A 24269-nucleotide genomic window follows, 5' to 3' on the forward strand; every position below is an offset into this window, starting at 1 on the left:
GGATGCAGACCCTGTGGGAGCGGGTTTACCCGCGAATGCGGCGGTGAATCCGGCATCGCATTCGCGGGTAAACCCGCTCCCACAGAAGTTGTACCAGCCTTCAAGCCACCGGCTTGTCTTCCAGCTCCATCCAGTCCGCCAGCACCCCGTAGGCCTCCTCCAGCCCCAGGCGCTTGGGCGCCGAGAACAGCTGGATGGTCGCCGCATCGCCCCAGCCCTTGCGGATTTCCGCCTGCACCTTGAGCAGGGTGTTCTTGCCGGCGCCGTGGGTGAGCTTGTCGGCCTTGGTCAGCAGGATGTGCATGGGCATGCCGCTGGCCTTGGCCCAGTCGAGCATCATCTTGTCGAAGTCGGTCATCGGGTGGCGGGTGTCCATCATCAGGATCACTCCGCGCAGGCACTCGCGGCTGCCCAGGTAGGCTTCCAGGTGTTTCTGCCAGTGCTGCTTGAGCGGGATCGGCACTTTTGCATAACCGTAGCCCGGCAGGTCGACCAAACGCCGTTCATCGTCCAGACTGAAGAAATTCAGCAGCTGGGTGCGCCCGGGGGTCTTCGAGGTGCGCGCCAGGCTGGCGTGGGTCAGGGTGTTGAGGGCGCTGGATTTACCGGCGTTGGAACGGCCGGCGAAAGCCACCTCGTAACCCTGGTCTTCGGGGCATTGTTCGACCTTGGCGGCGCTGAGGGCGAATTTGGCTTTCTGGCAGAGGCCGAGGATGGGGTTCTTGACTTGCATGGGATTTCCGATGTGGGTGTTGCCCAGCGCTGGAGGCGTAAGACCAGGCCTGGCAAGCGGTGTCGTTTCCGTTTGGCTGGCGGAAGTATATAATGCCCCAGTTTTTGTGTGCTCATTCGCCCAGCGAAGGCAATTGAGCATGGGGTGTCGAACAATAGCTCGCGCAACAGAACGCAGCGCGGCCCCCAACCCTGTCAGGTCGTTTCGCATGGCGAAATGGCTGCTTGCTGTCGGTATGTTCCTGCCGTTTTTCAGCGCACAGGCTACACAGGATCCCGAGGCGTTGTACAACCGCACGTGCGCGGCCTGTCACGCCGGACAACTGCCCCAGGCACCCAAAAGCGGTGACCGGGCGGCCTGGGAGCCAAGGCTGGCGCGAGGCATGGAGCAACTGGTGGTGCATGTTACACAGGGTTTCAAGGCTATGCCGCCGCGTGGATTGTGCATGGACTGCAGTGCCGAGGACTACCGTTTGGTCATCCTTTGGATGAGCGGCAGTCCCGATACATAACATTTCACCCTTAGCCGTGTTGGATTAGCTGATGAACAAACTATTCGTGAGTCTGCTGTTGACCATGGGGGTCGCAGGTGCGGCAACTGCTGCGGGGCCCATCAAAGGCGATGCTGCTGCCGGTCAGGCCAAAACAGCTGTCTGTGGGGCTTGCCACAACCCTGACGGCAACAGCCTGGCACCGAACTTCCCGAAACTCGCCGGCCAAGGTGAGCCCTACCTGAACAAGCAGCTGCATGACATCAAGGACGGCAAGCGTACCGTGCTGGAGATGACCGGCATGCTGGCCAACTTCAATGACCAGGACCTGGCCGATATCGCCGCCTATTTCGCCAGCCAGAAAGGCAGCGTTGGCGCCGCCGACCCGAAACTGGTCGAGCGCGGCCGTGCCCTGTTCAATGGCGGCAACCTCGAGAAAGGCATGCCTGCCTGCACCGGTTGCCACTCGCCCAACGGCGCGGGCATCGCCCTGGCGAAATTCCCGCACCTGAGCGGCCAGCACGCGCAGTACGTCGGCAAGCAGCTGACCGACTTCCGCGAAGGCAACCGCACCAACGACGGCGACGCCATGACCATGCGCACCATCGCCGGCAAGCTGAGCAACAAGGACATCGAAGCGCTGTCCAGCTACATTCAGGGCCTGCACTGATCCAGTTGCCTTAGTGAGGGCAACTGCCCTCCAGGGTGTTCGGGATTCACCCTTGCCCGGGTAGGAGCGGTCTTGTGCCGCGAAAGGGCCGCAAAGCGGCCCCGGCGATCGTTGCTCAATGCTGAATATTGGGCTGCTATGCAGCCCTTTCGCGGCACAAGGCCGCTCCTACAGGAATCGCTCAAGGCTTGAGTTTGGTCCGGTCGGGTGGGCGTGAGCCCCGCGTTAACACTCGGTTAATGCATCAGCGCTAAAGATGAAAAGGGCAGCCCAGGCTGCCCTTTTTTCTGTCCATAGCCGTTACACTACAGAACTCGAGCCCTTCCCGACCTGTCATACGCAGGTCGCGTCGAGGCGACCAAAGACTGCTCAGGAGTAAAGCATGCGTAAACTGATTCTCAGCGCCGCGCTGGTCGCCGCCAGCGTATTCGGTATGGCCGCCGTGCAGGCCGCGGAGCCTGCAACCGCTGGCAAGGAATATATCGAGCTGAGCAACCCGGTACCGGTGTCGGTGCCTGGCAAGATCGAAGTCGTCGAGCTGTTCTGGTATGGCTGCCCGCACTGCTACCACTTCGAGCCGGTCATCAACCCTTGGGTCGACAAGCTGCCCAAGGACGTCAACTTCAAGCGCGTACCGGCCATGTTCGGTGGTCCATGGGATGCCCATGGCCAGATGTTCCTGACCCTGGAAGCCATGGGTGTGGAGCACAATGTCCACAACGCGGTGTTCGATGCCATCCAGAACAAGCGCATGCGCCTGACCAAGCCTGAGGAAATGGCCGATTTCCTGGCCACCCAGGGCGTGGACAAGGATAAGTTCCTCGCCACCTTCAACTCCTTTGCCATCAAGGGCCAGGTCAACCAGGCCAAGGAGCTGGCCAAGAAGTACGAGATCACCGGCGTCCCGAGCATGGTCGTCAACGGCAAGTACCGCTTTGACCTGGGCACCGCCCAAGGTCCGGAAGGCGTGCTGAACGTCGCCGACCAACTGATCGCCAAGGAGCGCGCCGCTAAGTAAGCGGCGACCGCCATGCGCTTGCGTGCCACGCGAGGCATTGGCCTGCCCCAGCCGCAGGTCAACGAGCATCACCTGCGGGCCACCGGCCTGCCGGAAGATGGTCGCCTGCGGCTGCTCAGCTTCAACATCCAGGTTGGCATCAGCACCGAGCGTTATCGGCACTATGTCACCCGCAGCTGGCAGCACCTGCTGCCGCACAACGGGCGTGCCGGCAACCTGCAGAAGATCGGCGACCTGCTCGGTGACTTCGACCTGGTGGCCCTGCAGGAAGCCGACGGCGGCAGCCTGCGCTCCGGCTTTGTCAACCAGGTCGAGCACCTTGCCCAGTTGGGCGCCTTCCCCTACTGGTACCAGCAGCTCAACCGCAACCTCGGGCGTTTCGCCCAGCACAGCAACGGCGTGCTCAGCCGCCTCAAGCCCCAGCACCTGGAAGACCACCCCTTGCCCGGCCCGTCCGGCCGCGGGGCGATACTGGTGCGCTTCGGCGAGGGCGAGGATGCGCTGATCGTGGTGATGATGCACCTGGCCCTTGGCGCCAAGACCCGCGCCCGTCAGCTGGCCTACATCCGCGAGCTGATTGGTGGCTATCGCCACCAGATCCTCATGGGTGACATGAACACCCATGCCAACGACCTGATCGAGCACTCGCCACTGCGTGACCTGGGCCTGATCGCGCCCCAGGTCGAGGCCACCTTCCCCAGTTGGCGCCCGCAGCGTTGCCTGGACCATATCCTGCTCAGCCCGAGCCTGACACTCGAGCGAGTCGAGGTGTTGGCGCAGCCCATTTCCGACCACCTCCCGGTTGCCGTCGAGATCCGATTGCCTGATGCCCTGACTGTGGATACGCTGCCGGTCCTGAGTTAGTCCTGCCTGGGCGAATCCAGCACTCAAGTGTTGGGCTTTTCCGCCGAAATCCAGTGATTGCAGGACTAGATGCCACTACCCGTTGCGGATCCAGGCATGACCGAAGAAGCCGAGCGCTGGAAAGAAAAATACCTCAAGAGCATCGAGCAGCAGGAAAAGCTCGAGCGGCGCTGGGAAGCCCGTCTCGACCTGCTGCGCCGTGGCCTGGTGCGCAGCACCCTGGCGGCTGAAGGTAGCGACAAGACCGTTGACCAGTGCATGAAGGAAATGCGCGAGGTCATCCGCAGCGACAACATGGATGCCGGCCTCGCCGGGCTGATTCCACGCCTGGAAAAAGCCGTGCTCGACTCCGAGCAGCGCCGTGAGACCCGCATGAACCAGGTCAGCGAGGCGCTGACTGCACTGGTTACCCAGCTGCAGACCCTGCCGCTGCCGGGCGAGGTGTCGCGGCCGCTGAAAAAACTGGCGAAGAAGCTCGACGGTGGGGTCAGCCAGTCCCGCGAACTGCCGCCCTTGCTGGGTGAGCTCAGCGGCTTGCAGGGGCGTGCCCTGAGTGCGGTGCAAAAGCCCGAGGACGAAGCACGCCCGGGATTCCTGCAGCGTCTGTTCGGTGGCCGTGACGAGGCCCCGGGCGAGCTGGTGCCTGCGCCTGTGGCCGTCGAAGTACCTGTGCCTGCGGCGCAGGAGTCTCCCGTCATCGCGCCTGAGGCGCAGGCCAGGGATGCCGATGAACTGCATGCTCTTGCACCTGTGCCGCCTGTCGCGCCTGAGCCTGCGCAGGAGCACGCCGCGCCTGCCGAATTGCCCGAACCGGAACCCGAGCCGGAAATTGAACTGCCCGGTCCAGCGTTGGTTGAAACCACGCCAGTGCCCGTTGTCGAACCGAAAGCCGAACCTCAAGCAGAGGTGGAGCCCGTTGACGTAGCGGTTGCTGAGCCCGTGGCGCTTGTCGAGGACGTGCAACCCGTACCGGATGAGCTGGAACCTGCGGCAGATGAGGTTATCGGCGAAGACGGCCCTTATGCTCTCCCCGACGCGGTCGAGCCACCGTACAGCCAGGTTGCCGCCCATATCGAGCAGACCCTGATCGGCCTGCTCGATGACCTCAGCCTGCCGGAGCGCCACAAGGCCCAGGCCCTGGAGATGCGTGAGCGGGTTTCACGGGGGCTGAACTGGTATGAGCTGATCCCGGTCCTGGATGACCTGGCCGTGCTCATGCTGGCGATCACCGACAGTGGCCAGCATGAGTTCGAAGCCTACCTGCAACAGCTCAACGAGCGCCTGGAGACCTTCCAGAGCCATCTGCACGAAGCCAGCGCCGGCCATGCCGACAACAGCTCCGCCGCCCGCGAGCTGGACAGCCAGCTGCGCGAGCAGGTCGATGGGCTGCAAAGCAGCGTGCAGGGCGCCGTCGATGTCGACAGCCTCAAGCACATCCTGGAGAACCGCCTCGAAGGCCTGCTGGTGACCATGGACGATCACCAGCACGAGCGTGATCGTCGCGAACACGAGCTGGCCAGCCGCCTGCAAGGCCTGGCCGAGCGCGTGGCGAGCATGGAGCAGGAGGCCCTCGGTTACCGCGAGCACCTGGAGGAGCAGCGCCAGAAAGCCATGATTGATCCGCTTACCGGCCTGCCCAACCGTGCGGCCTGGAGTGAACAGGTCGAACGCGAGGTACTCGACTGGCAGGAGAACGGCGGTCACCTGGCCATGGCCATCCTCGACCTCGATCATTTCAAGCGCATCAACGACGGTTATGGCCACCTGGCGGGCGACAAGGTGCTGAAGATCGTTGCCGAGCAGTTGCGCAAGCGCCTGCGCGGGCGCGACTTCATCGCCCGCTTCGGCGGCGAGGAGTTCGTCCTGCTGTTGCCGCAGACTTCACCGCCGGCTGCGGCGCAGGTGGCCGAAGCGCTGCGGGCGGCCATCGAGGCCTGCCCGTTCCACTTCAAGGGCGAGCGGGTGGTCATCACCACCTCCATCGGCATCAGTGCCTTCCGCTCCGGCGAGCGTGGCGACCAGGTGCTCAAGCGCGCTGACGAGGCGTTGTATCGGGCCAAGGAGCAGGGGCGCAATCGGGTGGAGCAGGGTTAGACGGGATCAGGGTGAGCAAACGTGTCGGGCACGTTATACTGTAGCATTGTCGCCGCTGACTCCATCACGTGCCCCTTGCAATGAAAAGACTCTTCACCGCCCTGCTCCTGCTGGCCCTGGCAGGTTGTTCCAGTGGCCTGCGCATCGACCGCAGCCACCCCTCGGCCAACCAGGACAGCCGTATCCAGTTTGTCGTGCTGCATTACACCAATGCCTCGCTGGAGCGTTCGCTTGCCTTGCTGACCCATGGCGAAGTCAGCAGCCACTACCTGATCGGTGATGGCCCGGCCACGGTCTATCAGCTGGTGGACGAGAATCGTCGCGCCTGGCACGCCGGGGACAGCCAGTGGCAGGGTCGCACCTGGCTCAATTCCAGCTCCATTGGCATCGAGATCGTCAACGAGGGGTATACCGACACGCCGACCGGGCGGGTCTGGCATCCGTACAGCGAAGCGCAGGTGCAGGCGCTGATCGCGCTGCTCAAGGATATCGTCAAGCGCAACAACATCGATCCGCGCCACATCATCGGCCACAGCGACATCGCGCCGTTGCGCAAGCTCGACCCGGGCCCACTGTTCCCCTGGAAGCGCCTGGCCGATGCCGGCCTGGGCATCTGGCCGGATGCCGCCTCGGTGGCACGGCAACAGGCCTACTTCGAGGTCAATCCGCCAAGTGTCACCTGGTACCAGCAGCAGCTGGCGCGCTTTGGCTACGCCATCGACCAGACTGGCGAGCTGGATGTTTCCACCCGGCATGTGATCGCCGCCTTCCAGATGCGTTTCCGCCCGCAGCGCTTTGACGGTGTGCCGGATGCGCAGACTGCGGCGATGCTGCAGGTGCTCAACCGCAAACGGTGAGACTGAGTAGCTTGACCCTGTAGGAGCGGCCTTGTGCCGCGAAAAGGGCCGCAGCGCGGCCCCAGGATCTTGAACTTGACTCAAGATTGCCGGGGCTGCTGCGCAGCCCTTTCGCGGCGCAAGGCCGCTCCTACACAGGGGATGGATCAATCCTGATAATCCATATGCCCAGCGGCCGCGCCAAGCTCCGATTCAGTTGCTATACCTTTGGTATTCAACTGGATGCCACGCATGTTTGACCTCCTCGCTTCGGTGCGTCAATTTTTCCACCGACCCTGGCTGTTGGCCGCGCTCGCGGCGTTGGCCAGTGCCGTGCTGTTGCTGGCGATCAGCGTCAACGTCGCCTTGCAGCAGATGAAGCAGAGTGAAAGCGCGCAGATGAACGCCCAGGGCGAGCGTTTCCTGGAGCGCCTGGAGCAGGTGTTCGGTCAGTTGCGCGAGGGCGTGGACCAGCTTCAGGCGCAACCCCTGCGTGGCTGTGACCCGCAGATGCTGGCGCAACTGCAGCAGGTGGCGCTGAAGTCGCGGTTCATCTACGAGGCGTCCTATGTGGAAGGCTCGCTGGCCTGTTCGAACCGCGGCGGCCAGCGAACTATCGAACCTTTGCGCAGCCCTGATATCCAGGGCCCGACCTACAGCTACTGGCTCAACACCACCACCGAGCCCAACGAGAACCTCGCGGCGCTGATGCTGGGCCGGGGCCGCTTCGTGGTGTCGACCTCCCGTGGCCATCTCACCGACGTGGTCGACCTGCCCCCGGGCGGCAGCCTGCTGGTGGTGCTGGACCGGGGCACGCGGGCCATTCCGGTGCTGGGGCCGGCGCAACCCTGGCCACCGATCGCCGATTGGCCGCCGCCGCAGGGCAAGTCGCTGATCGAACTGCCCGACCGCCTGGTCTATCGCATGTCCACCAAGTCGCCGGACTACCAGCTGGTGCTGATCGCCCCTCGTGCCAGCCTGCCCCTGAAGCTCAACGGCCTGCTCTGGTTGCTGTTCCCCGGCAGCCTGGTGCTGGCGGCGTGCATCGGCTGGCTGGTGCTGCAACTGATCCTGCAGCGCCGCTCGATGAGCTCGGAGCTGCAGCAGGCCTTGCGCCGGGGCGAACTGCAGGTGCTGTACCAGCCGATCTTCGAGCTGGACAGCCGCCGCTGCGTCGGGGCCGAGGCGCTGGTGCGCTGGCGCCGCCCGGACGGCAGCCTGACCAGCCCGGAGCTGTTCATTCCCCTGGCGGAGAACACCGGGCAGATTCGCCAGATAACCGATTTCGTCCTGCAGCGGGTGCTCGAGCAACTGGGGCAGTTGCTGCGGGCCAACCGCCAGCTGTACATCTCGGTTAACCTGGCGGCCTGCGATGTCATGGCGCCGCGTATCGGCCGGGTGGCGGCGCGGCTGTTGGCCCATCATCGGGTGGCGCCCCGGCAGATTGCCTTCGAGGTGACCGAACGCGGGCTGATCGACGTGGTGGTGGCGCGGGACAACCTGCAGGCCCTGCGCGACGTGGGGCATCAGGTGTTGATCGATGACTTCGGCACCGGCTATTGCAGCCTGGCCTACTTGCAGACATTGCCCGTGGACTGCCTGAAGATCGACAAGTCGTTCATCGACGCCCTCGGCCATGACGCCGCCAGCAGCGGCGTGGCGCCGCACATCATCCGCATGGCCCACGACCTGCACTTGCGGGTGATCGCCGAGGGTATCGAGTCCGAGGACCAGGCGGTGCTGCTCAACAGCGAGGGGGTCAACTATGGCCAGGGCTGGTTGTTCGCCCATCCGTTGAACGCGCGCCAGTTTGCCGAGCTGATTACCCGGGGGCGGCGGGTGGCGGGGCGGCGGATCGATGATGAGCCTTGAGGCTGGACTGCCTGCGCCAGCCTCATCGCTGCGCAAGCCCAACACACAGCTCAGTGATTTAGCTTGCCCCTGTGGGAGCAACTGTCTTGCTCAACTTTTAGAATCTGGCGCGATCCCTGTGGGAGCGGGTTTACCCGCGAAGAATCCAGCGCGGTGCCTGGCACCGGCTTCGCCGGTGTTCGCGGCGGTGCGGCGGTCCGATAAACCCGCTCCCACCGAAAATGTCTGTCAGACCGGTAAGGCCATATAGAACTGCGTGCCCTGCCCTGGCCGTGAGAACACCCCCATCCGTCCGCCATGCAGCTGGACGATCTCCTTGCACAGCGCCAGGCCCAGGCCGGCCCCGCCCTTTTTGCGCCCGACCTGCACGAACGGCTCGAAGATCCGCCCTTGCTGGCCGTAGGCGATACCTTCGCCATTGTCCTCGACGCTGATGATCACCCGCTCTGCGTGGCGCCGCGCGTGCAGGCGGATGCGCCCGCCGCTGCCGGTGTGGCGGATGGCGTTGTGCAGCAGGTTGTCGAGCACCCGGTCGAGTTGCGCGACGTCGGCCTGGATACGCGGCAGCGGCGGTTCCAGCTCGCGTACCAGCTCGATCTGCTTGCCCGAAGCCTGTTCGGCAAAGCGTGCCTGGGCGCGCTCGAACAGTTCGTCGAGGGCACAGGGGGCCAGCTCCAGCTTCTGCAGGCCGCTTTGATAGCGGGAGAAGTTGAGCAGGTCGTTGATCAGTTGGGTGAGGCGCTGCATCTCCTCGGCGATGGTCTCGAGCAGGTCGTTTTCCCGCGCCTCGGGCGGGAAACTGACCCGCTCGCGCAGCAGGCCGAACGCCATGTGCATGCCGGTGACCGGCGTGCGCAGTTCGTGGGAGGCGCGCAGCACGAATTCGCTGCGTACCCGCTCGAAGGCACGCTGTTCGGTGACATCGTGCAGCACCATCACCGCGCCGAGGATCGGTCCCTCGGGGTGGCTGACCGGGGTCAGGCTGTAGGTCAGCAGGCGGGTTTCCTCATCCACCTCCAGGCTCAGGTCGTCCGGCGGGCGGTCCAGGCTGCCGCCGCGCAGCACCTGGCGTAGCTGCTTCTCCAGCTCCGGGCGCTGCAGGGCCTCGGCCAGGCTTGCGCCGAGCCGGCTCGGGTCCCAGCCGAGCTGGCGCTGGGCCACCGGGTTGAGGTGTTCCAGGCGGCCCTGGCGATCGATGATCAGCAGGCCGTCGTCGATGCTGTCGAGCACTGCCTGCAGGCGCTGCTGGCCGGCCTGCAGTTCGTCGATGTTGGTGGCCTGGTGCTTGCGCAGGGCATCGGCCATCAGGCCGAAGCGACGGGTCAGCTGGTTGAGCTCGGTGGCCTGGGTCACCGGCAGGGTGACGTCGAAATTGCCCTGGCCGACCTGGTCGGCGGCCTTGGCCAGCGCCTCGATCGGCTGGCCGAAGCGGCGGGCGATGTTGTGCGCGGTAATGAAACCGAGTACCAGCACGGTGAGGCCCATCAGCCCCAGCAGGCCGCTGATCAGCAGGGCGCGGTCGCGTGCTTTCTCCTCGCTGCGGGCGATGTGCTCCAGGGCCTGGCGGTGAGAGTCCAGCAGGTCGGTGCGGACCTGGTTGAAGGCGGCGCCGAGGGGTTGGTCCACACCCATGCTGCGGGCGGGTGCGGGGCTCTGCCGGTAGGCCTGGACGAACGCCTGGTAGTTGCTGGCGGCCTTGCTGAAGCCGGTGCGCTCGCCGCCTTGCTCCAGCCCTTGCTTGAGCAGCGTCTGGAACTGCTCCTGCAAGGTCACCAGGCTGGTCGGAACGGTGTCCTCGTCGAGGATCAGGTTCAGTTGCTCACCCAGGTTCTGCCGCAGCTTCAGGCCCAGCTCCAGGGTGTGGGTGGTGTCCTGCACCACGCGCTGCTGCAGGGCTGCCATCTGCAGCACGCTGAACAGCCCCAGCATCAGCCCCAGCAGGGCTACCGTGACCAGCGCCGAAATGCTGAGGAACAGCCGCGTGCGCAGCTTCATCGGCCATTTCATAGGTTGTACTGCTTGCGCTTGCGGTACAGGGTGGAGGCGTCGATGCCGAGGGTCTTGGCCGCCTGGTCGAGGGTGTCGCTGGTGGCCAGCACCGCGCCGATATGGGCGCGTTCCAGTTCATCCAGGCTCAGCGCCGCGCCGACCCTGGGTGCGTTGCTGACGGACTGCTCGGCCATGCCCAGGTGGCTGATCTCCACCCATTCCTGTGGGCAGATGATGCTGGCCCGTTCGATCACGTTGCGCAGTTCGCGGATATTGCCCGGCCAGCGGTAGTTGAGCAGCGCGGCCCGGGCTTCGTCGCTGAAGCCGCGGGCCGGGCGCGAGTATTCCTTGACGAAGCGGGCCAGGAAACGGTCGGCCAGGGTCAGGATGTCCTCGCTGCGCTCGCGCAGCGGCGGCAGGTGCAGGGTGATGACGTTCAACCGGTACAGCAGGTCTTCACGGAAGCGGTTCTCGCGGACCATCTCGTCGAGATTGAGGTTGGTGGCCGCCAGGATTCGCACGTCCGCCCGACGGGTGACCGGATCGCCGACCCGCTCGTATTCCTTGTCCTGGATGAAACGCAGCAGTTTCGGTTGCAGCGTGAGGGGAAAATCGCCGATTTCGTCGAGAAACAGCGTGCCACCATCGGCCTGGCTGACCCGCCCCAGGGTGCTCTCGCTGGCACCGGTGAAGGCACCACGGGTGTGGCCGAACAGCTCGCTCTCCATCAGCTCGGCATTCAGCGAGGGGCAGTTGATGGTCACGCAGGCCTTGCGCGCCCGCTTGCTCCAGCCATGGATGGCACGGGCCAGCTCGCCCTTGCCGGTGCCCGACTCGCCGAGGATGAGGATGTTGGCGTCGGTGGTCGCCACCTGGCGCGCGGTTTCCAGTACCGCCATCATCGCCGGGCTGTGGGAGTCCAGGCCGTCCTTGGGTTTGCGTACCTCGCCTTCCAGGGCTTCCAGGCGCGCCGACAGTTGTCGCACCTCCAGCTGCTTGGCGGTGGCCAGGCGCAGCTGGTCGGGGCTGCAGGGCTTGACCAGGTAGTCGGCGGCGCCGGCCTGGATGGCATCCACCGCGGTGTCGATGGCCGAGTGGGCGGTGACGATCACCACCCGCATCCAAGGTGCCTGGATGCGCATCTGCGCCAGCACGTCCAGGCCATTGTCCTCGCCCAGGCGCAGGTCGAGGAAACACAGGTCGAACACCTGGCGCTGCAACAGGGTCTCGGCCTGGGAGGCGCTGTTGGCGGTCGCCACGCTGTAGCCCTCGTCTTCAAGGCAATAGCGGAAAGTGCGCAGGATGGCGGACTCGTCGTCCACCAGCAGAATGCGGCCTTGGTTGTCCTGGGCTGATTCCATTTCCTGCGCTCCTTTGGGATTGATCTCAATTAGTGTCGGAAAAATCGGGCAAGTTGCATGGTCGATTCTGATTGATTCCCATCCATGCATGCTAGCTGCATGCCTTCATGATGGCTAAATGGCTGATAAATATGAAGTTAATCATGGGAAGTTGGCCTGGTACCCCGATCCGCGGGTCTTGAGTCGAGGCATCGTCACGGTCTGACCGAGGAGCGGGTCGTGCAAAACGCACGACCTTTTTGCGGGGCATCGTGCAGGATACGTCCCTTGGCAAAATGCGGTAATTAAGTATCTATATGATTTAAAAGGATTTTTTGTTGTGAGCTAAGGCTGGCATGCAGGCTGCAACGACCTCTGCAGAACGGATAACAAGCACAGCAGCAGGAGGAGCCGGCATGAATCGCCCCCAAGACCATCGTGAGCAGAGCGCTGTAGTTCCCCTGCACCATCTGTTGATTCTCGGCATGGCCCTGCTGCTCACCTTGGCGGTGGGCCTGTTCTACCACAGCTGGCAGACCGCCCGGCTGGCCGAGCAGGTGGCGGTGCAGACCGCGCTGTTGACGCAAATGCGGGCAACCCATGCCACCACCCTGGTCAAGGCCGCCGAGCCGCTGCCCAGTGCCGACACCGCGCCTGCCGTGCTCGAGCGCGTCCAGCCCGAGGAGCGTTGGGTGTTCTGACGCCATCGACCGATTTCGCACAAGAAAAGGAGAAACATCATGCTTAGTTGGGCAATCACCTTCCTGATCATCGCCATCATCGCCGCGGTCCTGGGCTTTGGTGGTATCGCTGGCGCCGCGACCGGTATCGCGAAGATCCTGTTCATTGTCTTCCTGGTGCTGTTCGTCGCCTCCTTCTTCTTCGGCCGCGGCAGAGGTTGATGACCATGAGCAGGATGCTCCCCAAGGCCCTGGTTGTCGCGCTGCTGCTGGGCAGCGGCGCGACGGCGCTGGCGGCCAATGACGGCCAGGTCCGGGCCAACCAGTTGCTCGGCTCGGACCCCGAATACCAAAAAACCTGGCAGAAGACCCTCAAGAACGAGGAGCGCCTGCCCGAGTGGGTGATCAACCTGAGCGGCAGTTCGGCGCAGCAGATGTCGGCGGTGACCGAGGACGGCGACCAGTACCTGGTCGGGCCGTTGTGCGAGTCCGAAGGCAACTGCACCTACAAGCGCATGATCGTGGCCTTCAGCTGGGACAAGGAAGAAGCCTACGGCATGCTCGTGGAAGTGCCCGAAGGCCTGCCCGCCGACAAGTCGCCGACCCGCCATGCCAACTACCGCTGGCTGGGCAAGCCGGACGAGGGCATGAAGGCCTTGCTGCAGGAGCAGCTCAAGCGTGACCCGAACTGGTACTGACCAGCGGTCGCGCACTGTAAATAGTGTCACTAGATAGAAGCTGAACCTTTTTATCTTTCAGGCTTCTATGATGCGCTGCCCCGAGGAGGGGCGGCGCATGACCAGGGGGCCGGGCCGCTCTGACTGTTGCAGGGTCGCAGTGGCCTAGGGGTACAGGGAGTGCCTCCGTCATGGGCCGGGTCAGGAGAGGGTGGCATCGGAAGTTGCAGGTCGGTTGGGTCCGAACAGGACGAAGTGACCGATCTGGCTTCCGAAGCGCCTGTAGGACTCCTTCCTTTAATACGAGCGACTTTTTACTTCAGACACATTTTGTCGCTACCGTATATCGAAATATTTTCAGTTGTCCGACAGGTCAGCTCGTGTGGCATTTCAGCCATTCGGATTGTCGAACACGCCACTTCACACCTTTCTGTCCTACTGCCAAATCGGCCTAAAAATGGCGCTTTGGTCTTGTTCGGAAATCCGAACGTTGAAAATCAAGGGCTTGGCGATGCCCGATTTTGGCTTCCGGTCTCATGCCGATTCGGCATAGGGTAGTCGTTTCCGGCATTAGACTGCCCCTCCCCACGTCGCAATAGTTGCCGCCTTTTTCCTCGGCCCGAGCGCCAGCAATGTTCGCTCGCGGTGTCCTTACAGTGGGACGCCGGACCGACCCGGCGCAACCGGAATGGCTTTCAGCCGCTCTGGCATGCGCCTTTTCGGCCGGTGCCCGTGACCACTACAACAAAGGGTAATGACATGAAGAAGGCAAAACTGAGCCTCGCCTGGCAGATCGTGATTGGTCTGTTGCTGGGCGTTGCAGTCGGCGCGCTACTGAATCATTTCAGTGCAGAAAAGGCATGGTGGATCAGCAACGTCCTCCAGCCGGCCGGCGACATCTTCATTCGCCTGATCAAGATGATCGTCGTCCCGATCGTGATTTCGTCGCTGATCGTGGGCATCGCCGGGGTTGGCGACGCGAAGAAACTGGGCAGCATCGGCCTGAAGACCATCATCTACTTCGAGGTGGTGACCACCATCGCCATCGTCGTCGGCCTGGTCCTGGCAAACGTGTTCCACCCGGGCGCCGGTATCGACATGAGCACCCTGGGCACCGTCGACATCTCCAAGTACCAGGCCACCGCGGCCGAGGTGCAGCATGAGCACGCGTTCATCGAGACCCTGCTCAACCTGATCCCGTCGAATATCTTTGCGGCGCTGATGCGTGGCGAGATGCTGCCGATCATCTTCTTCTCGGTGATGTTCGGCATGGGCCTGTCGAGCCTCAACGCCGACCTGCGCGAGCCGCTGGTGCGTACCTTCCAGGGCGTGTCGGAGACCATGTTCAAGGTCACCCACATGATCATGAACTACGCCCCGATCGGCGTGTTCGCCCTGATCGCGGCCACCGTCGCCAACTTCGGCTTCGCCTCCCTGCTGCCACTGGCCAAGCTGGTGCTGCTGGTGTACTTCGCCATCGCCTTCTTCGCCTTCATGGTGCTGGGCCTGGTGGCGCGCGTGTTCGGCTTCTCGATCATCAAGATCATGCGCATCATGAAGGACGAGCTGATCCTCGCCTACTCCACCTCCAGCTCCGAGACCGTGCTGCCGCGCGTGATCGAGAAGATGGAGAAGTACGGCGCGCCGAAGTCGATCTGCTCGTTCGTGGTACCGACCGGCTACTCGTTCAACCTCGACGGCTCGACCCTGTACCAGAGCATTGCGGCGATCTTCATCGCCCAGCTGTACGGCATCGACCTGTCCTGGAGCCAGCAGCTGCTGCTGGTGCTGACCCTGATGGTCACCTCCAAGGGTATCGCCGGCGTGCCGGGCGTGTCCTTCGTGGTACTGCTGGCCACCCTGGGCAGCGTGGGTATTCCGCTGGAAGGCCTGGCCTTCATCGCCGGTGTCGACCGCATCATGGACATGGCCCGTACCGCGCTGAACGTGGTGGGCAACGCCCTGGCTGCGGTGGTCATCGCCAAGTGGCAGGGCATGTACGACGCCGAGAAAGGCGCGGCGTACTACCAGTCGCTGGTGCTGGAAAAAGGCAAGAAAGAGGCTGTGGTGGCGGGCAAGACCGTCAACCAGTAAGCCGCTGAGCTGAGCGAAGAGCCCCGACTTGTCGGGGCTTTTTGTTTTATAGGCGACCACTCCCCCTGTAGGAGCGGCCTTGTGTCGCGAAAGGGCCGCAGAGCGGCCCCAGCTATTTCTGCCTTGGCGCTGAGATCCTGGGGCCGCTACGCGCCCCATCGCGACGCAAGGCCGCTCCTACAGGTACACGGCCTCCAGCCAAGCACCGGCATGCGCTATCATTCGGGCATTTTTCACGGGGGAACACACGGATGCTCAACGGCCTCTGGCTCGGCTTTTTCCTGGTGGCGGCCATCTCCGCCCTGGCCCAATGGCTGGTGGGCGGCAACGCCGGCATCTTCGCCGCGATGGTCGAGAGCATCTTCGCCATGGCCAAGCTGTCGGTGGAAGTCATGGTCCTGCTGTTCGGCACCCTGACCCTGTGGCTGGGCTTCCTCAAGATCGCCGAGAAGGCCGGCATCGTCGAATGGCTGGCCAAGGTCCTCGGCCCGCTGTTCGCCCGGTTGATGCCGGAAGTGCCGCCCGGCCACCCTGCCCTGGGCCTGATCACCATGAACTTCGCCGCCAACGGCCTGGGCCTGGACAACGCCGCCACGCCCATCGGCCTGAAGGCCATGCGCTCGCTGCAGGAGCTCAACCCCAGCAGCACCACGGCAAGCAATGCGCAGATCCTGTTCCTGGTGCTCAACGCCTCGTCGCTGACCCTGCTGCCGGTGACCATCTTCATGTACCGCGCCCAGCAGGGCGCGCCCGATCCGACCATGGTGTTCCTGCCGATCCTGCTGGCCACCAGCTGCTCGACCCTGGTCGGCCTGCTGTCGGTGGCGGTGATGCAGCGCCTGCGCCTGTGGGACCCGGTGGTGCTCGCCTACCTGATCCCCGGCGCCCTGTTGCTGGGTGGTTTCATGGCCTTCCTCGGCACGCTGTCGGCAGCCGCGTTGGCCAGCCTGTCGTCGATCCTCGGCAACCTGACGTTGTTCGGTGTGATCATGCTGTTCCTGGTGATCGGCGCATTAAGGCGGGTTCAGGTGTACGAGGCCTTTGTCGAGGGCGCCAAGGAGGGCTTCGACGTGGCCAAGAGCCTGTTGCCCTACCTGGTGGCGATGCTGGTGGCGGTCGGCGTGCTGCGTGCCTCGGGCGCCCTGGAGCTGGCCCTGGACGGCATCCGTCACGCGGTGACCTGGATGGGCCTGGACACCCGCTTCGTCGAGGGCCTGCCCACCGCGCTGGTCAAGCCGTTCTCCGGCAGCGCGGCGCGGGCCATGCTGATCGAGACCATGCAGACCCAGGGCGTGGACAGCTTCCCGGCGCTGGTGGCGGCGACCGTCCAGGGCAGCACCGAGACCACCTTCTACGTGCTGGCGGTGTACTTCGGCGCGGTCGGCATCCAGCGCGTGCGCCACGCCGTCGGCTGCGCCCTGCTGGCCGAGCTGGCCGGGGTGATCGCGGCGATCTTCGTCTGCTACTGGTTCTTCGCCTGAGCCTGGCTGACGGTCCAGTCGATCACCTGGCGCGCCAGTTGGTCGCTGGCCGCGCCGAAGCCGGCGACCACCGCTGGCACCTGCTGTTCACCCAGCGCCTGGCGCACCTCGAAGCGTTTACTCGCGAGGATGCGCTGGCTGCGGCCCTGCACCAGCCGCGCGTCGTAGCGGATCACCACCTCCACCGCACCGCCCGGGCGGTATTCGCTCTGGAAGGCCTGTAGCTCGCCGCCCAGCTCGTAGTCGGCCTGCAGGTTGCTGTCATCGGCGCTCAGGCGCTGCACCCGGCCATCGCGCTGGAAACCGTCGAGCAGGCGGTTGCGCACCAGCATCGGTGTCGGGTCGCTCCAGCGTGCGCCCTTGTAGCTGCTGATCACATCGCCCTGGGGGATCACCGCGATACGCGGCCCGGCCAGGGCTTCGCTGGCCAGCGGTTTGTTCAGGCGCAGCGACCAATCCAGCGGCGCTGCGGCGCGGGCCGACTGGTTCACCGGCAGGCGATAGATATCCACAGGCTCGCTCTGTGGCAGGATCGAGCAGGCCGATACCAGGCTCAGCGTGGCGGCGGCGAAGGCCAGGCGCAGCGACGGGATCATGGCTGGAACTCCTTGTTGTTGTCGCGGCCCAGCAGGTAGCCGCTGGGGTCGGCTTCCAGGCGCCGGGAGATGCCCTTGAGCGAATTGAGGGTCTCACGCAGTTCGCGGATCGCCGGGGCGATCTGGTTCAGGCCCTGGGCACCGTCGTCCAGGGACTGGCGGTTGTCCTGCAGCAGGCTGTTGATGGTGGCGGTGCTTTCGGCCAGCGACTGCATGGCCTGCTCGGCGCTGCCGATGGCCTGCTTGCCCTGGGTGCCGAGCAGGCCGTTGGCGTTGCGCATCAGCGCCTGGGTCTCGGCCAGGGTGGCGTTGGCCTGCTTGCCGACCTGGGCCAGTTGCTCGATGGCGTCGGCGATGCCGCCCTTCTGGCTGGCGAAGGCGCCGGTGGTCTGCTCGAGATTGGCCAGGGTGTTGCTCAGGCGTTCGATGTTGCTTTCGGAGAACATCAGGTTGGCGTTGTGCAGCAGCAGGTTGATGTTGGTCACCAGGTCGCTGCTGTCGTTGAGCAGGCGCGAGATCGGCGAGGGCGAGGCGACGATCACCGGCAGCTTGCCGTCCCTGCCCTTGAGTTCGGGGCTCTGCGGGGTGCCGCCGCTGAGCTGGATGAATGAGTTGCCGGTCACCCCGGCCAGGGTCAGCTTGGCCTGGGTGTCCTCCTTGACCGGCGTATCGCCGCTCAGGCGTACTCGGGCCAGCACCCGGCGCGGGTCCTTCGGGTCCAGGCGCAGGCTGCTGACGTCGCCGACCTTGATGCCGTTGTATTGCACCGGGCTGCCGCGGGACAGGCCGGAGACCGCCTCGTTGAACACCACTTCGTAGTCCTTGAAGGCGTCGTCGACGCTGGACTTGGTCAGCCACAGGCCGAACAGCATGGCGCCGGCCACCACCAGCACGGTGACCAGGCCGATCAGGACATGATGAGCTCGGGTTTCCATCGTTCAGCGCTCCTGGCGGGCGCGCAGGGCGGCGTCTTCGGCCGCCCGGCCACGCGGGCCGTGAAAGTATTCGTGAATCCAGGGGTCGTTGGTCTGCTCGACCTCGGCCAGGGGCCCTGCCACCAGCACCTTCTTCTGCGACAGCACCGCCACCCGGTCGGTGATGGTGTAGAGGGTGTCCAGGTCGTGGGTAATGAGGAACACCGACAGCCCCAGGGCATCGCGCAAGGTGAGGATCAACTGGTCGAAGGCGGCGGCGCCGATCGGGTCGAGGCCGGCGGTGGGCTCGTCGAGGAACAGGATGTCCGGGTCCAGGGCCAGGGCGCGGGCCAGGGCGGCGCGCTTGATCATGCCGCCGGACAGCGACGCCGGGTACTTGTCGGCGGCGCTGATCGGCAGCCCGGCCAGGGCCAGCTTGACCCCGGCCAGGTGCTCGGCGTCGGCCCGCGACAGCCCGGCATGCTCGATCAGTGGCAGGGCGACGTTCTCGGTGACGGTCAGCGAGGAGAACAGCGCGCCCTTCTGGAACAGCACGCCGAAGCGGCGTTCGACCAGCGAGCGCTGGCTTTCGTCGAGGGTGGCCAGGTCCTGGCCGAACACCTTGACCGTGCCTTCGTTGGGCCGGCGCAGGCCGACGATGCTGCGCAACAGCACCGACTTGCCGCTGCCCGAGCCACCGACCACGGCGAGGATCTCGCCGCGGTACAGATCCAGGTCGAGGTTCTCGTGCACGCTCTGGCTGCCAAAGCGGTTGCACAGGCCCCGGGCTTCGATCACGGCTTCAGTCACCAGCCCATCTCCATGAAGAACAGCGCGGCCACCGCATCCAGCACGATCACCACGAAGATCGACTGCACCACGGCAGACGTGGTGTGGGCGCCCACCGACTCGGCGCTGCCGCTGACCTTGAAGCCTTCCAGGCAGCCGATGGCGGCGATCAGGAAGGCGAAGAACGGCGCCTTGGCCAGGCCCACCAGGAAGTGCTGCACGCCGATGTCGCTCTGCAGCAGTGAGAGGAACATGGCCGGTGAGATGTCCAGGGTCAGGGCACAGACCACCGCGCCGCCGATCATGCCGCAGAGCATCGCGACGAAGGTAAGCAGGGGCAGCGCGATCAGCAGCGCCAGTACCCGCGGCACCACCAGCAGTTCGATGGGGTTCAGGCCCAGGGTGCGGATGGCGTCGATCTCTTCGTTGGCCTTCATCGAACCGATCTGCGCGGTGAACGCGCTGGCGGTGCGACCGGCCATGAGGATGGCGGTCAGCAGCACGGCGAATTCACGCAGGAAGGAGAACGCCACCAGGTCGACGGTGAAGATGGTCGCACCGAAGTCGGCCAGCACCGTGGCGCCGAGGAAGGCCACCACCGCGCCCACCAGGAAGGTTAGCAAGGCGACGATCGGCGCGGCGTCCAGGCCGGTCTGCTCGAGGTGCGCGACCACCGGGGTGACACGCCAGCGGTGCGGCTGGAACAGGCGCAGGAACAGGGTCTGCAGGATCAGGCCGATAAAGCCCAGCACCTGGTTGGTGTCCTGCCACAGCTGGTCGACGGCGCGGCCGATGCGCGCCAGCAGCAGGAGCAGCACCGGTTGCTCAGGCTCCTTGACCGGGATGCAGTAGTCCTGCACCGAGCAGTAGACGTTCTTCAGCAGCGCGCGGCTGGCGTCGGGGAGTTCGTCGGTGCAGCGCGACAGGCGCTCGGAGCCCAGCAGCTCGGCCAGCAGCGAGGCGCCGGCGGTGTCCAGGCGGCCCAGCTGGCTGAGGTCGACCTGGGTGTCATCGCCGTACTGGCTGCCCAGACGCTCGCACTCGCGCTTGAGGCTGGCGTAGTGGGCCAGGGTCCAGTCGCCGACGATGCGCAGGCGCGAGGGCTGCTCGGTGGTGTCCAGGGTGGCGCTCGGGACGGTCATAGGCTCCATGCGTCTGACTGAGGGCATAGAGGCTGATCATAGCGCAGCGGGCCGCATTCCTGTAGGAGCGGCCTTGTGCCGCGAAAGGGCTGCGAAGCGGCCCCGGCAATTTCTGCCTTGACGCTGAAATCCTGGGGCTGCTTCGCAGCCCTTTCGCGGCACAAGGTGAACTGGCCTAATGATTTTGGACACCTTCATCGGGCGCTATGATGGCGCCCAATTGGAGGCAAAATCAGTGCGTAAATCTTATTCAAGAGAATACAAAGTCCAAGCTGCCGAAATGGTGCTGGACGGTGGGCAGTCAGTTCCTGAGGTCTGTGCCGCCCTTGGGCTGGGCCCTACCGCGCTTCGCCGCTGGGTTGATCAGGTGCGTGAAGAGAGAGCCGGTAAGGTTCCGGCTGGAGCCAAAGCGATCACACCCGAGCAGCAACGAATTGAAGAACTCGAAGCGCTGGTTCGGCAAAAGGATCGGGATATCGAAATCCTAAAAAAGGCCAGTGCTCTCCTGCTTCGGGACTCCAAAGATCGTTCTCGCTGATCAACGAGCTGAGTGAGCAATACCCTGTTGTCGACTGCTGCCGCGTGCTTGGGGTTAAGCGCAGCAGTTTCTATGCGTGGCGTAAACGGCAAGGACGTGAAAACCCGGCAAGAGATGCGCTACGCCTGCTGGTAATCAAGCACTTCAACGCATCGCGAAGTGCTTCTGGCTCGCGAACCCTGGCGCAGGAATTGCGGCACGAAGGCCATGAAATAGGACGATACAAGGTGCGTGCGCTAATGCGTGAAGCTGGCCTGAAGTGCAAACAGCGCAGGCCGCACCGCTATCGGTCATCAGGGGCAGAAGCGTTGATCGCCGAGAATCAGCTGAAGCGCAATTTCAAGGTTTCGGCGATCAATGAGGTTTGGTGTGGCGATGTGACCTATATCCAGGTTGGCAGGCGCTGGCTGTACCTAGCCGCCGTGATTGACCTCTATGCCCGTCGCGTAGTGGGTTGGGCATTCTCGATGATTGCAGATGCCAACTTAGCTTGTAACGCCCTGCGCATGGCCGCTGAATCGCGGGGTAGGCCGGCGGGCGTAATGTTTCATTCAGACCAGGGCTGTCAGTACACCAGCCATAAATTCAGAGCCGCGCTCGATGAGTACAACTTGAACCAGAGCATGAGCCATCGAGGCCAATGCTGGGATAACGCTGCCATGGAGCGATTCTTCGGAGCATTGAAATCAGAATGGGTGCCGGCAGAGGGTTACGAGACCGAAGCGCAGGCACGAGTGGATATCCAGGCTTATCTGATGCGCTACAACCTCAAGCGCCTCCACAGCTACAACGGCTATGAAACGCCAGTAGCCATGGAGGAAAAGCTCAAGGCAGCGGCATGAACCTTAACCGGTGTCCAAAATTACTTGACCAGTTCAAGGCCGCTCCTACAGGGTTTTTTCAGCGGGCGGTGTCGTCCACAACCTTGAACCGCAACACCCCGATCACCTGCCCGTCCTCGGTCAGCACCCTCACCTGCCACTTGCCCACCGGATTGGCCGGGAAGTTCTGCTTGTGGGTCCAGGCCCGGTAGCCTTCCTTGCGCCCGCCGTGGATATCCAGGGCGATACGGTCCACTTCCTTACCGTCCAGCTGCCACACATGGTAGATGCGTTCGTTCAGGCCACGGGGCGCGTTGATGGCGGTATAGGCGTACAGTCCGCCACTGCGGATGCGACTGGCAGCCACTTCGTCCAGCGAGGCGCCCGGCTGGCGGTTGAGCACTTCTGTGCTGATCGCCACATCGGTCATCCACAGCGTGGCCGGTGGCACCCAGGAACGCAGCAGCCAGCCGCCGCCGCCGACCGCCAGGGTCACCAGCACCAGGGCCACGCCGCGGCGCCAGTTGTTGATCGGGAAACTGCTGGCCAGGCTCGGGAACGACAGCACCATGGCGGCGATCAGCGCCAGCTTGAAGCTCTGCGCGGTGGTCAGGTGGAGGATGATCGGCAGCGCCGTGAGCATCGCGGCGAACAGTGTCAGGGTGTGCAGCGCCAGGAACAGCCAGCGCCGCGGCGCCAGCCATTTGTGGTACAGCGGGTCGACGATCGAGATCAGCCCGGCGGCGCCGAGCAGGCCGGTGAAGATCAGCTGGCCGCTGTTCCAGGTGGTGGTGATGAAGAAGAACGGCAGGACGAAGAACAGGCTTTCCTGGTGGATCATCTGCGTCGCGAAGCGCAGCAGCGGCTGCGGGATCTCGCGCTTGAAGGTGCGGGCGAACAGCTCGGTGAGGGTGTTCTCCAGCATCAGCCAGATCCAGCTGACCAGCATGACGATGGCGATCCAGCTGGCCAGCCCGGCCTGGCGGTCGACCAGGATGAAGCTGCCGATCCCGGAGAGGAAACCGTAGAGCGCGATGATGCCAGGATAGCGTTTGAGCAGCTCGATGATGCGCAGGATGAAGCTGGGGATCGGGGGCATGGGTTTACAACAGGAAAAGGCGTGTTCGAGGCGTCGTGGGAGCGGGCTTGCCCCGCGATGAGATCATCGCGGGGCAAGCCCGCTCCCACGCAGACGCTGTTGGCCGACAGGATACCGCCGAATCACGGCTCCCGTGTAGCACCACTCGGGCGATTGGCCACCACGCGGCGCCGGCGGATCAGCCCCGCGGCCAGGATCAGCCCCAGCACCAGCGCCGCCAGACCATACAGTTCGTCATACCCCAGCAACGGCTTCTCGATGCGCAGGTACCCCGGCTCCTTGAGCAGTTCGCGCAGCGCCGCGTCGGCCTGCTTGAGGCTGACCTGGCGCAGTTGCCGCACCGGATCGGTGAAACGCCCGTCCTCGTAGGCGTTGAGCGCCCCCCAGTAATAGTCGGCGAGCGCCGCGTTGCCCTGGGTGGTCCAGCTTTCCCGGGCAATTGCCGCCTCCTTGATCCGGGCGAAGGTGTCCGGGTCCAGGCCGTGTTTGCGCAGGTGGTCGAACAGCTCCCCGAGCACCTTCAGCGCCTCGTCGAGGTCCTGGCGCTCGAGGTCGGCATTGAGGCTGAGCATCCCGCTGTCGCCGAAGCTCTCGCGTTGCACCGACGGGCCATAGGACAGGCCGTGGCGCAGGCGCAGCTGGTCGTACAGCGCCCAGTCGAGGTAGCGCGAGAGCAGCTCGAGGGTCTGGTCGTGGCCCTCCTCCAGCGTTGGCTCGATGAACAGCCAGTGCAGCTTGACGTTGTCGCCCAACCAGCCGCGGGTCAGGTCGCGACGCTGCTCGGCCTGCTGGCTGATACTTTCCAGGTTGCGGCGCTCCTCGGGCTCGGTGGCCGGCAATTCGCCGAAGGTGCGTTCCAGGTAGGCCGGCAGCAGGCGGTCGAGGCCGCCGACGACGATCAGCGACATGTTGTTGGCCGCGTACCAGTGTTCGCGCAGTTGCCGGACCTGCTCCAGGGTCATGTCGTCGAGGTTGGAGCGCTCGGGGCACTTCAGGCCCAGCTCGGTGGCCAGCTGGTCGCTGGCCGGGTGGCCGATGTCCTGGCGGTCGAGCCAGCGCTGCAGACGGCCGTAGTGGCCGCCGTCCTCGCGTTCGATGATCTTCTTCGCGGTGGCCAGCGCCTTTTCGTCGATGCGGGTGTCGCGCAGGATTGCCAGCAGCAGGTCGAGCACTTTGCGCTGGTTGCGCGCCGGGGCCTCGATGACGAAGGTGGTGTCGGCGCTGCTGGTGAAGGCGTTCCACTCCCCGCCCAGGGCCTGCATGCGCTCCTCCAGGCCGCCCTCGCCCGTCTCGTCGATACCGCTGAACAGCAGGTGCTCGAGCAGGTGCGGCAGCTCGCGCTGGTCGCAGTCGAAGTCGTCCAGGCCCACGCCGACCACCAGGCGGATCGACACATGGTCGCGCTCGTAGCCGGACTTGAGGATCACTTGCAGGCCGTTGGGCAGCAGGTAACCCTCGACCCGTGAGCGATCGAGGGCGAGCGTGGGCAGGCTGAGGGTCAGCAGGCAGGCGAACAACAGGCAACGCATAGG

Annotated in this window: 23 protein-coding genes; 14 read left to right on the forward strand and 9 right to left on the reverse strand. The window is 64.4% G+C overall.

Annotated features, from left to right (window positions below; all coding sequences use genetic code 11):
- Positions 1 to 100: 100 nt before the first annotated feature.
- Positions 101 to 733 (reverse strand): ribosome biogenesis GTP-binding protein YihA/YsxC, encoded by a 633-nt coding sequence (gene yihA / locus PRtIB026_RS03345; RefSeq protein ID WP_203649117.1) that lies wholly within the window; start codon positions 731 to 733, stop codon positions 101 to 103.
- Between the two features lie 208 nt (positions 734 to 941).
- On the opposite strand from yihA, the gene PRtIB026_RS03350 reads away from it, so the two are divergent.
- The 7 genes from PRtIB026_RS03350 to PRtIB026_RS03380 all read left to right on the forward strand — a co-directional run bounded on the left by PRtIB026_RS03350 (position 942) and on the right by PRtIB026_RS03380 (position 8577).
- The gene (locus tag PRtIB026_RS03350) at positions 942 to 1244 is read left to right on the forward strand and encodes a c-type cytochrome (protein WP_050703202.1); all 303 of its coding nucleotides are present in this window, start codon (positions 942 to 944) and stop codon (positions 1242 to 1244) included.
- Between the two features lie 31 nt (positions 1245 to 1275).
- Complete coding sequence (locus tag PRtIB026_RS03355; RefSeq protein ID WP_186712198.1) at positions 1276 to 1893, forward strand: c-type cytochrome; 618 nt, start codon at positions 1276 to 1278, stop codon at positions 1891 to 1893.
- Between the two features lie 382 nt (positions 1894 to 2275).
- Positions 2276 to 2911: a thiol:disulfide interchange protein DsbA gene (dsbA, locus tag PRtIB026_RS03360; protein ID WP_050703203.1), complete on the forward strand. Its 636-nt coding sequence runs from the start codon at positions 2276 to 2278 to the stop codon at positions 2909 to 2911.
- A gap of 12 nt (positions 2912 to 2923) precedes the next feature.
- A complete protein-coding gene (locus PRtIB026_RS03365) occupies positions 2924 to 3775 on the forward strand; it encodes an endonuclease/exonuclease/phosphatase family protein (protein ID WP_110736018.1) in 852 nt (283 codons plus the stop codon).
- Positions 3776 to 3871: 96 nt separating this feature from the next.
- On the forward strand, positions 3872 to 5869 hold the full coding sequence (locus PRtIB026_RS03370; protein ID WP_203649114.1) for a GGDEF domain-containing protein: 1998 nt from the start codon (positions 3872 to 3874) through the stop codon (positions 5867 to 5869).
- Between the two features lie 80 nt (positions 5870 to 5949).
- Positions 5950 to 6726, forward strand: coding sequence for an N-acetylmuramoyl-L-alanine amidase (locus tag PRtIB026_RS03375; protein WP_050703206.1), 777 nt, complete (start codon positions 5950 to 5952; stop codon positions 6724 to 6726).
- A gap of 222 nt (positions 6727 to 6948) precedes the next feature.
- Positions 6949 to 8577: an EAL domain-containing protein gene (locus PRtIB026_RS03380; protein WP_420713620.1), complete on the forward strand. Its 1629-nt coding sequence runs from the start codon at positions 6949 to 6951 to the stop codon at positions 8575 to 8577.
- 228 nt (positions 8578 to 8805) lie between these two features.
- Here the strand turns inward: PRtIB026_RS03380 and PRtIB026_RS03385 are convergent, their stop codons facing one another.
- Both PRtIB026_RS03385 and algB read right to left on the reverse strand, forming a co-directional pair.
- Positions 8806 to 10584: a KinB sensor domain-containing domain gene (locus PRtIB026_RS03385; protein WP_203649105.1), complete on the reverse strand. Its 1779-nt coding sequence runs from the start codon at positions 10582 to 10584 to the stop codon at positions 8806 to 8808.
- Positions 10581 to 11927: a sigma-54-dependent transcriptional regulator gene (gene algB, locus PRtIB026_RS03390; protein ID WP_203649096.1), complete on the reverse strand. Its 1347-nt coding sequence runs from the start codon at positions 11925 to 11927 to the stop codon at positions 10581 to 10583. Before algB ends, PRtIB026_RS03385 begins: the two co-directional genes overlap by 4 nt.
- A 395-nt stretch (positions 11928 to 12322) precedes the next feature.
- On the opposite strand from algB, the gene PRtIB026_RS03395 reads away from it, so the two are divergent.
- The 5 genes from PRtIB026_RS03395 (at position 12323) to PRtIB026_RS03415 (ending at position 16838) form a co-directional block, all read left to right on the forward strand.
- A complete protein-coding gene (locus tag PRtIB026_RS03395) occupies positions 12323 to 12607 on the forward strand; it encodes a hypothetical protein (RefSeq protein ID WP_203649094.1) in 285 nt (94 codons plus the stop codon).
- A gap of 39 nt (positions 12608 to 12646) precedes the next feature.
- Positions 12647 to 12808: a DUF1328 domain-containing protein gene (locus PRtIB026_RS03400; protein ID WP_008092060.1), complete on the forward strand. Its 162-nt coding sequence runs from the start codon at positions 12647 to 12649 to the stop codon at positions 12806 to 12808.
- A 5-nt stretch (positions 12809 to 12813) separates the two neighbouring features.
- Positions 12814 to 13284 (forward strand): inhibitor of vertebrate lysozyme family protein, encoded by a 471-nt coding sequence (locus tag PRtIB026_RS03405; protein WP_203649092.1) that lies wholly within the window; start codon positions 12814 to 12816, stop codon positions 13282 to 13284.
- A 738-nt stretch (positions 13285 to 14022) separates the two neighbouring features.
- Positions 14023 to 15357 carry a glutamate/aspartate:proton symporter GltP gene (gene gltP, locus PRtIB026_RS03410; RefSeq protein WP_050703212.1) on the forward strand — a complete coding sequence of 445 codons (1335 nt, stop codon included), beginning with the start codon at positions 14023 to 14025 and terminating at the stop codon, positions 15355 to 15357.
- Between the two features lie 251 nt (positions 15358 to 15608).
- Entirely contained in the window at positions 15609 to 16838 is a 1230-nt protein-coding gene (locus tag PRtIB026_RS03415; protein ID WP_203649090.1) for a nucleoside recognition domain-containing protein, read from the forward strand.
- On the opposite strand, the gene PRtIB026_RS03420 is transcribed toward PRtIB026_RS03415, so the two are convergent.
- Genes PRtIB026_RS03420 through PRtIB026_RS03435 form a run of 4 tightly spaced genes read right to left on the reverse strand, consistent with a single transcriptional unit; the run spans position 16820 to position 20288 of the window.
- Positions 16820 to 17434, reverse strand: coding sequence for an ABC-type transport auxiliary lipoprotein family protein (locus PRtIB026_RS03420; RefSeq protein ID WP_203649088.1), 615 nt, complete (start codon positions 17432 to 17434; stop codon positions 16820 to 16822). The two genes, PRtIB026_RS03415 and PRtIB026_RS03420, sit on opposite strands and share 19 nt — an antisense overlap.
- Positions 17431 to 18369 (reverse strand): MlaD family protein, encoded by a 939-nt coding sequence (locus PRtIB026_RS03425; RefSeq protein WP_050703215.1) that lies wholly within the window; start codon positions 18367 to 18369, stop codon positions 17431 to 17433. The genes PRtIB026_RS03420 and PRtIB026_RS03425 overlap by 4 nt, the downstream gene beginning before the upstream one ends.
- A gap of 3 nt (positions 18370 to 18372) precedes the next feature.
- Complete coding sequence (locus PRtIB026_RS03430) at positions 18373 to 19158, reverse strand: ABC transporter ATP-binding protein (protein WP_232855481.1); 786 nt, start codon at positions 19156 to 19158, stop codon at positions 18373 to 18375.
- Positions 19155 to 20288 (reverse strand): ABC transporter permease, encoded by a 1134-nt coding sequence (locus PRtIB026_RS03435; protein ID WP_050703217.1) that lies wholly within the window; start codon positions 20286 to 20288, stop codon positions 19155 to 19157. Before PRtIB026_RS03435 ends, PRtIB026_RS03430 begins: the two co-directional genes overlap by 4 nt.
- Positions 20289 to 20457: 169 nt before the next feature.
- On the opposite strand from PRtIB026_RS03435, the gene PRtIB026_RS03440 reads away from it, so the two are divergent.
- Both PRtIB026_RS03440 and PRtIB026_RS03445 read left to right on the forward strand, forming a co-directional pair.
- Entirely contained in the window at positions 20458 to 20817 is a 360-nt protein-coding gene (locus PRtIB026_RS03440; protein ID WP_075043813.1) for a transposase, read from the forward strand.
- Between the two features lie 8 nt (positions 20818 to 20825).
- Positions 20826 to 21659 carry an IS3 family transposase gene (locus PRtIB026_RS03445; protein WP_232857812.1) on the forward strand — a complete coding sequence of 278 codons (834 nt, stop codon included), beginning with the start codon at positions 20826 to 20828 and terminating at the stop codon, positions 21657 to 21659.
- Between the two features lie 58 nt (positions 21660 to 21717).
- Here the strand turns inward: PRtIB026_RS03445 and PRtIB026_RS03450 are convergent, their stop codons facing one another.
- Entirely contained in the window at positions 21718 to 22737 is a 1020-nt protein-coding gene (locus PRtIB026_RS03450; RefSeq protein ID WP_110735988.1) for a DUF5924 family protein, read from the reverse strand.
- A 122-nt stretch (positions 22738 to 22859) separates the two neighbouring features.
- The gene (locus tag PRtIB026_RS03455) at positions 22860 to 24266 is read right to left on the reverse strand and encodes a M16 family metallopeptidase (RefSeq protein ID WP_267813575.1); all 1407 of its coding nucleotides are present in this window, start codon (positions 24264 to 24266) and stop codon (positions 22860 to 22862) included.
- Positions 24267 to 24269: the final 3 nt, after the last annotated feature.

The organism is Pseudomonas sp. RtIB026, assembly GCF_016861355.2.
Lineage (GTDB): Bacteria > Pseudomonadota > Gammaproteobacteria > Pseudomonadales > Pseudomonadaceae > Aquipseudomonas > Aquipseudomonas peradeniyensis.